Here is a 5,464-nt window from a genome sequence, read left to right as displayed (position 1 = left end):
GGCCCCTCACTCATGGACGGATAGGCTCACTACATGTCTCGTATCGACGGCCGCACCCCCGAACAGCTCCGCCCGGTCACCATCGAACGCGGATGGAGCAAGCACGCCGAGGGCTCCGTCCTCATCTCCTTCGGCGACACCAAGGTCTTCTGCACCGCCTCCGTCACCGAAGGCGTCCCGCGCTGGCGCAAGGGCAGCGGCGAAGGCTGGGTCACCGCCGAGTACTCCATGCTCCCGCGCTCCACCAACACCCGCGGCGACCGCGAATCCGTACGCGGCAAGATCGGCGGCCGCACGCACGAGATCTCCCGCCTCATCGGCCGCTCCCTGCGCGCCGTCATCGACTACAAGGCCCTCGGCGAGAACACGATCGTCCTCGACTGCGACGTCCTCCAGGCCGACGGCGGCACCCGCACCGCGGCCATCACCGGCGCGTACGTCGCCCTCGCCGACGCCGTCGCCTGGGCCCAGGCCAAGAAGCTCGTCAAGGCCGGCCGCAAGCCTCTGACCGGCACCGTCGCCGCCGTCTCCGTCGGCATCGTCGACGGCACGCCGCTCCTCGACCTCTGCTACGAGGAGGACGTCCGCGCCGAGACCGACATGAACGTCGTCTGCACCGGCGACGGCCGCTTCGTCGAGGTCCAGGGCACCGCCGAGGCCGAGCCCTTCGACCGCAAGGAGCTCAACGCCCTGCTCGACCTGGCCACCGGTGGCTGCGCCGACCTCGCCGCGCTCCAGACCGAGGCACTCGCCCGCGCGCTCGAAGCGTAAAGAAGCAACCAAGGACGCCGCCGTCGGCGTCGTTACCGACACGGGCGTACGGGCCGAACCGTACGCCCGTCCACAACCCCTGGGAGGGCCCGTTCCATGCGCAGCCGCCGAATAGTCATTGCCGTCGTCACCGCCACCGCCCTGTTCGGGGCCATCGGGTGCAGCGCCGTCGACAAGGCCCTGGACTGCGTCAAGACCGCCGACGCCATCGCCACCAGCGTCGACAAGCTCTCCCAGGCCGTCGGCACCGCGGCCGACGACCCCACCCAGCTGACCGAGGCCCTCGACGACATCGACAAGGAACTCGGCAACCTCAAGGACACGACCGACAACGCCGACCTGTCCAAGGCCGTCGACGACCTCACCAAGGGCGTCGCCAACGTCCGCGCGGCCGTCGAGAAGGGCGACACCACCCCGGACATCACGCCGGTCACCGACGCGGCCGGCGAGATCGGCAAGGTCTGCACCTCGTAACGCCCATGGAGCGCCCGTAGATACTGGGCGCATGACCCGCCTGATCCTCGCCACCCGCAACGCCGGGAAGATCACCGAACTCCGCGCGATCCTCGCCGACGCAGGTCTCCCCCACGACCTCGTCGGCGCGGACGCGTACCCCGACATCCCCGACGTCAAGGAAATCGGCGTCACCTTCGCCGAGAACGCCCTGCTCAAGGCCCACGCCCTGGCCAGGGCCACCGGCCTGCCGGCCGTCGCCGACGACTCCGGCCTCTGCGTCGACGTCCTCGGCGGCGCCCCCGGCATCTTCTCCGCCCGCTGGTCCGGCACCCACGGCGACGACACCGCCAACCTCAAGCTGCTCCTGGCCCAGCTCTCCGACGTCAACGACCCCCACCGCGGCGCCCACTTCGCCTGCGCCGCGGCACTCGCCCTCCCGGACGGCACGGAACGGGTCGTCGAGGGCCGACTGCGGGGCACGCTGCGCCACGCCCCGATCGGCACGAACGGCTTCGGCTACGATCCGATCCTCCAGCCGGAGGGCTACGACGTGACGTGCGCCCAGCTGACCCCGGAGGAGAAGAACGCGATCAGCCACCGGGGGAAGGCGTTCAGGGGGCTGGTCCCGGTGGTGGGGGAGCTGTTGGGCTGAGGGGCGGTACGGCGAAGGGCGCGGCACCGCTGTGGGTGACGCGCCCTGTCGGGTGGGCCCGGTGGGACTCGAACCCACGACACACCGGATCTAAACCGGCGTCCTCTCGGCCAGCTGGGATACGGGCCCGTGCGTCGCCTACCTTACTGCTCCGCCGGACGCGGGCGACGCTTGCCTCCCCGGCACCAGGTGGTGGTGATCGCATGGCAGTTGGGGCAGAGCAACCGGAGGTTCTCTGCGCGGTCGTCGCTCCAGTCGCCGTTGATGTGGTCGATTTCGAGCGTCATGGGCTTTCCGAGCCACACGGGCCCGGTGCCGCATCTCGCGCACTGTTCAGGCACACCGATCTCGAACAGGGCACGGCGCAGATGGACGGTCTTCGTTCTGCGACGCTTGCTGTCGTGTTTCACCAGCACGTCCTCGGCCTTCAGCGCTGGATTGGTGCTGGGTCTGCCTCGCTGATGCCCTTGGCCCAAGAAATGCGTTGTGGACAGGTGGTCCTCGGCGATCCACCGCTTCAGGGACGCCTTCTGGCTCGAGTTCTCCGGTCGGCCAAGGAGCCGCAGCGTACCGGCCAGGGAGATGGAACCAGCCACAGCCTCGGCGAGTTCTGCGGTGGTCGGCCGGGGCCCGCCTCTGCGGTAGCCGCGTCTGTCGAGGTGGGCGACGTCGATGCCGTAGTGAGAGAATCGGCCCCAGAGATATTGATGCAGGCGTCCGTACGGTTGGGTGCCGAAGAAGGCGACGACCTCCTCGATGTCCTTGCACTGCGCGGCCGCCTGGAGCAGCCGTTCCCGTGTGTATCGGGGCGCTTGGCTCATGATGAGACTCCCCAGCGTCGGCCCTTGCCGCGTCCTCGGTATTTGTCTGTCGTCGAATGACAGTTGGGGCAGAGGAACCGCAAGTTCTCGCTGCGGTTGTTGCGCCAGTTTCCGTCGATGTGGTCAACCTCAAGCGGGAGCGGGTGCCCCTGCCATGTCGGTTCGATTCCGCAGAGCGCGCACTGCTCGCTGACGCCGAGTTCCCGCATGGCCCGCTTGAGCCGCTCATTCGGTGTGCGCGTGGCCTGTGGTGACTGGTCCTCGATCAGGATCTCCTCGGCCGACCGGCGGCGCCGGTTGTCACGCATGTTCTCGGTGCGTACCCGCGAAGTGAAGTGCGAGGTGTCGATCCCGTACGCCTTGATCCGGCGGCTGATGTGTGTCTGCTGTCCGCCGACGACCTCGACGCCGAGCCGACGGAGTACCTGGCACACGTTCGTCGAGGCCGCGACGGCCGATTCGAGAATCTCCCTCGTCCACCGCGTGCCCTCCCGCTCGAAGTGCGACGTGTCTATGCCCAGCTTCTTCATCCGCTCCCGGAGATAGGGCCGCGACGCCCCCCTCGGGTCGACCCCCAGCTTCGTCAGCGCCTCGGACAGCGTCCGTGACGCCCACGCCGCTTCCGCGAGGCGTTCTAGGGTGTACGGGCTCTTCGGCATCGCGCCCCCTCCGTTTCGGCCGCGCGTTCGCAGCCTCGCACGGAGTAACGAGCCGAAAATCGGACAGTTACGTCCGGAATGTGGAACGGGATGCACCGCTAGCCGCACGGTGCGCCCGCTCCCCGAACGGCGTCAGACGCCGAGGTCCTTGATGATCTTGGCGACGTGGCCGGTGGCCTTCACGTTGTACAGCGCCCGCTCGACCTTGCCCTCCTCGTCGACGACGACCGTCGAGCGGATCACGCCCGTCACCGTCTTGCCGTAGAGCTTCTTCTCACCGAACGCGCCGTACGCCTCCAGGACCGACTTCGACGGGTCGCCGACCAGCGTGACCTTGAGGTCCTCCTTCTCGCGGAACTTCGCGAGCTTCTCCGGCTTGTCGGGGGAGACGCCGATCACGTCGTAGCCCGCGCCCGCCAGGAGCTCCAGGTTGTCGGTGAAGTCGCAGGCCTGCTTGGTGCAGCCGGGAGTCATGGCCGCCGGGTAGAAGTAGACGATGACCTTGCGGCCCTTGTGGTCGGCGAGCGATACGTCGTTGCCGTCCGCGTCGGGCAGGGTGAAGGCCGGGGCGGTGTCGCCGGGCTGGAGTCGCTCGCTCATTCTCGGTTCTCCTCAAGGGGTACGGGCGTACGGGACCGAGCGTAATAGGGGTGCCGTGGGGTGCGGTGGGCGTCGAGCTGACAGACTGTCGAGGAAGAACTACCGGATACGACGACGGAGGCGGCGCGGTGTCGGACGCCAGGACCCCTGCGCAGATCGAGGCGGACATCATCCGCCGGCGCGAGCGGCTTGCCGAGACGCTCGACGAGATCGGGGTGCGTGTGCACCCCAAGACGATCATTGGGGACGCGAAGGCCAAGGTCGCCGCGACAGTGGACGAGACCGCCGGGCGGGCGTGCGTCGCCGCGAACCGCCTGGTGACCGATGTGAAGGCCCGGTTCGTGCACCCGCACGGCGCGCCCCGGCTGGAGCGTGTGGTGCCGGTGGCGGTGCTCGTCGTGGGCGCCGTGGGGCTGCTCGCGCTGTCCGCCAGGAAGCGGAAGGCGTGACCGGTGTGACCCCGGCGGCGTGCGGATCGGCTTTCGGCAGGTAGGTTCGGTGTCGTGAGCGACAACACCCTCGACAAGCACGACAAGCTGCCGATCAAGATGCTGCACGACCGGGTACTGGTCCGGTCGGATGCCCCCGAGGGGGAGCGGCGCTCTGGCGGCGGCATTCTGATTCCTGCGACCGCGGCCGTGGGCCGTCGGCTGGCCTGGGCGGCGGTGGTCGCCGTCGGGCAGAACGTCCGCACGGTCGAGCCCGGGGACCGGGTGCTGTACGACCCGGAGGACCGGGCCGAGGTCGAGGTACGGGGTGTCGCGTACATCCTCATGCGGGAGCGCGATCTGCACGCGGTGGCCGCGGACCGCTTCGAGGGTGCCGAGGACTCGACCGGGCTGTATTTGTAGCAGTATCTGTAGCGGTATCTGCAGCAGGACCCACAGCTGTCGCGATCGTCAGCTGGGCGACGGTCCGGGAAGGGCCCGGTGACTCCGGTCACCGGGCCCTTCCGTGCCGTTTGCTACCTTGTGAGGAACCCGACGAGACGCGCCGTACCGGGCAATGCAAAGACGACGCACCCCGTATGAAGTCCCGCGTCTCGGAGGTGCCGTCATGGCCTGGGTTCTGCTTGTTGTCGCCGGTCTGCTCGAGGTCGGCTGGTCGATCGGGATGAAGTTCACCGACGGGTTCACCCGGCTGTGGCCCAGCCTCTTCACGGGTGCCGGGATCGTCGCGAGCATGCTGCTGCTGTCACATGCGGCCAGGACCCTGCCGATCGGTACGGCGTACGGCGTCTGGGTCGGCATCGGCGCGGCCGGTGCGGCGGTGGTCGGCATGCTGGTGCTGAACGAGCCGGCGACCGCCGCCCGGATCTTCTTCGTCGTGCTGCTCCTGGTCGCGGTGGTGGGGCTGAAGGCGACCTCCGGGCATTAAGGCGCCCCAGGCACTAGGTGTATTGCCCTGTGAGGTTAAAGTCCCGCCTGGCCCGCGACGCCTGGCACGCGCGCTCGCTGCGTTGTCGGACTCATCCAAGTACGTCCAGTACGAGGATGATCCTCCGC

At 68.7% G+C, this 5,464-nt stretch carries 9 protein-coding genes, 1 tRNA gene and 1 riboswitch; of the genes, 6 read left to right on the top strand and 4 right to left on the bottom strand.

What is annotated here, in order from left to right; all coding sequences use genetic code 11:
• Window positions 1–33 precede the first annotated feature (33 nt).
• From rph to rdgB, 3 genes are all read left to right on the top strand, one after another.
• Window positions 34–771 carry a ribonuclease PH gene (gene rph / locus ACWGI8_RS38410; protein ID WP_453668074.1) on the top strand — a complete coding sequence of 246 codons (738 nt, stop codon included), beginning with the start codon at window positions 34–36 and terminating at the stop codon, window positions 769–771.
• Window positions 772–867: 96 nt separating this feature from the next.
• A complete protein-coding gene (locus ACWGI8_RS38405; RefSeq protein ID WP_453668073.1) occupies window positions 868–1,245 on the top strand; it encodes a hypothetical protein in 378 nt (125 codons plus the stop codon).
• Window positions 1,246–1,276: 31 nt separating this feature from the next.
• Entirely contained in the window at window positions 1,277–1,879 is a 603-nt protein-coding gene (gene rdgB / locus ACWGI8_RS38400) for an RdgB/HAM1 family non-canonical purine NTP pyrophosphatase (protein WP_453668072.1), read from the top strand.
• A gap of 53 nt (window positions 1,880–1,932) precedes the next feature.
• On the opposite strand, the gene ACWGI8_RS38395 is transcribed toward rdgB, so the two are convergent.
• The 4 genes from ACWGI8_RS38395 to bcp form a co-directional block, all read right to left on the bottom strand.
• Window positions 1,933–2,008, bottom strand: a tRNA-Leu gene (locus tag ACWGI8_RS38395).
• Between the two features lie 14 nt (window positions 2,009–2,022).
• Window positions 2,023–2,700 (bottom strand): HNH endonuclease signature motif containing protein, encoded by a 678-nt coding sequence (locus ACWGI8_RS38390; protein ID WP_453668071.1) that lies wholly within the window; start codon window positions 2,698–2,700, stop codon window positions 2,023–2,025.
• Entirely contained in the window at window positions 2,697–3,359 is a 663-nt protein-coding gene (locus tag ACWGI8_RS38385; protein WP_453668070.1) for an HNH endonuclease, read from the bottom strand. The genes ACWGI8_RS38390 and ACWGI8_RS38385 overlap by 4 nt, the downstream gene beginning before the upstream one ends.
• Before the next feature lie 132 nt (window positions 3,360–3,491).
• On the bottom strand, window positions 3,492–3,959 hold the full coding sequence (bcp, locus tag ACWGI8_RS38380; protein ID WP_453668069.1) for a thioredoxin-dependent thiol peroxidase: 468 nt from the start codon (window positions 3,957–3,959) through the stop codon (window positions 3,492–3,494).
• A 128-nt stretch (window positions 3,960–4,087) separates the two neighbouring features.
• On the opposite strand from bcp, the gene ACWGI8_RS38375 reads away from it, so the two are divergent.
• The 3 genes from ACWGI8_RS38375 to ACWGI8_RS38365 all read left to right on the top strand — a co-directional run bounded on the left by ACWGI8_RS38375 (window position 4,088) and on the right by ACWGI8_RS38365 (window position 5,336).
• Window positions 4,088–4,408 carry a DUF3618 domain-containing protein gene (locus ACWGI8_RS38375; protein WP_453668068.1) on the top strand — a complete coding sequence of 107 codons (321 nt, stop codon included), beginning with the start codon at window positions 4,088–4,090 and terminating at the stop codon, window positions 4,406–4,408.
• Window positions 4,409–4,462: 54 nt separating this feature from the next.
• Window positions 4,463–4,810 (top strand): GroES family chaperonin, encoded by a 348-nt coding sequence (locus tag ACWGI8_RS38370; protein WP_453668067.1) that lies wholly within the window; start codon window positions 4,463–4,465, stop codon window positions 4,808–4,810.
• Between the two features lie 111 nt (window positions 4,811–4,921).
• A riboswitch (guanidine-III (ykkC-III) riboswitch) is annotated at window positions 4,922–4,982 on the top strand.
• Between the two features lie 33 nt (window positions 4,983–5,015).
• Window positions 5,016–5,336: a DMT family transporter gene (locus ACWGI8_RS38365; RefSeq protein WP_453668066.1), complete on the top strand. Its 321-nt coding sequence runs from the start codon at window positions 5,016–5,018 to the stop codon at window positions 5,334–5,336.
• Window positions 5,337–5,464: the final 128 nt, after the last annotated feature.

The organism is Streptomyces sp. NPDC054841 (assembly GCF_053611045.1).
Note: the sequence above shows the minus strand (reverse complement) of the source record. Positions and strands in the feature narration are given on the sequence as shown.

What these genes read in the sequence shown, in the direction of transcription:
- rph (WP_453668074.1), top strand. Translation starts at nt 34, where the DNA reads ATGTCTCGTATCGACGGCCGCACCCCCGAACAGCTCCGCCCGGTCACC.
- ACWGI8_RS38405 (WP_453668073.1), top strand. Translation starts at nt 868, where the DNA reads ATGCGCAGCCGCCGAATAGTCATTGCCGTCGTCACCGCCACCGCCCTG.
- rdgB (WP_453668072.1), top strand. Translation starts at nt 1,277, where the DNA reads ATGACCCGCCTGATCCTCGCCACCCGCAACGCCGGGAAGATCACCGAA.
- ACWGI8_RS38390 (WP_453668071.1), bottom strand. Translation starts at nt 2,700, where the DNA reads ATGAGCCAAGCGCCCCGATACACACGGGAACGGCTGCTCCAGGCGGCC.
- ACWGI8_RS38385 (WP_453668070.1), bottom strand. Translation starts at nt 3,359, where the DNA reads ATGCCGAAGAGCCCGTACACCCTAGAACGCCTCGCGGAAGCGGCGTGG.
- bcp (WP_453668069.1), bottom strand. Translation starts at nt 3,959, where the DNA reads ATGAGCGAGCGACTCCAGCCCGGCGACACCGCCCCGGCCTTCACCCTG.
- ACWGI8_RS38365 (WP_453668066.1), top strand. Translation starts at nt 5,016, where the DNA reads ATGGCCTGGGTTCTGCTTGTTGTCGCCGGTCTGCTCGAGGTCGGCTGG.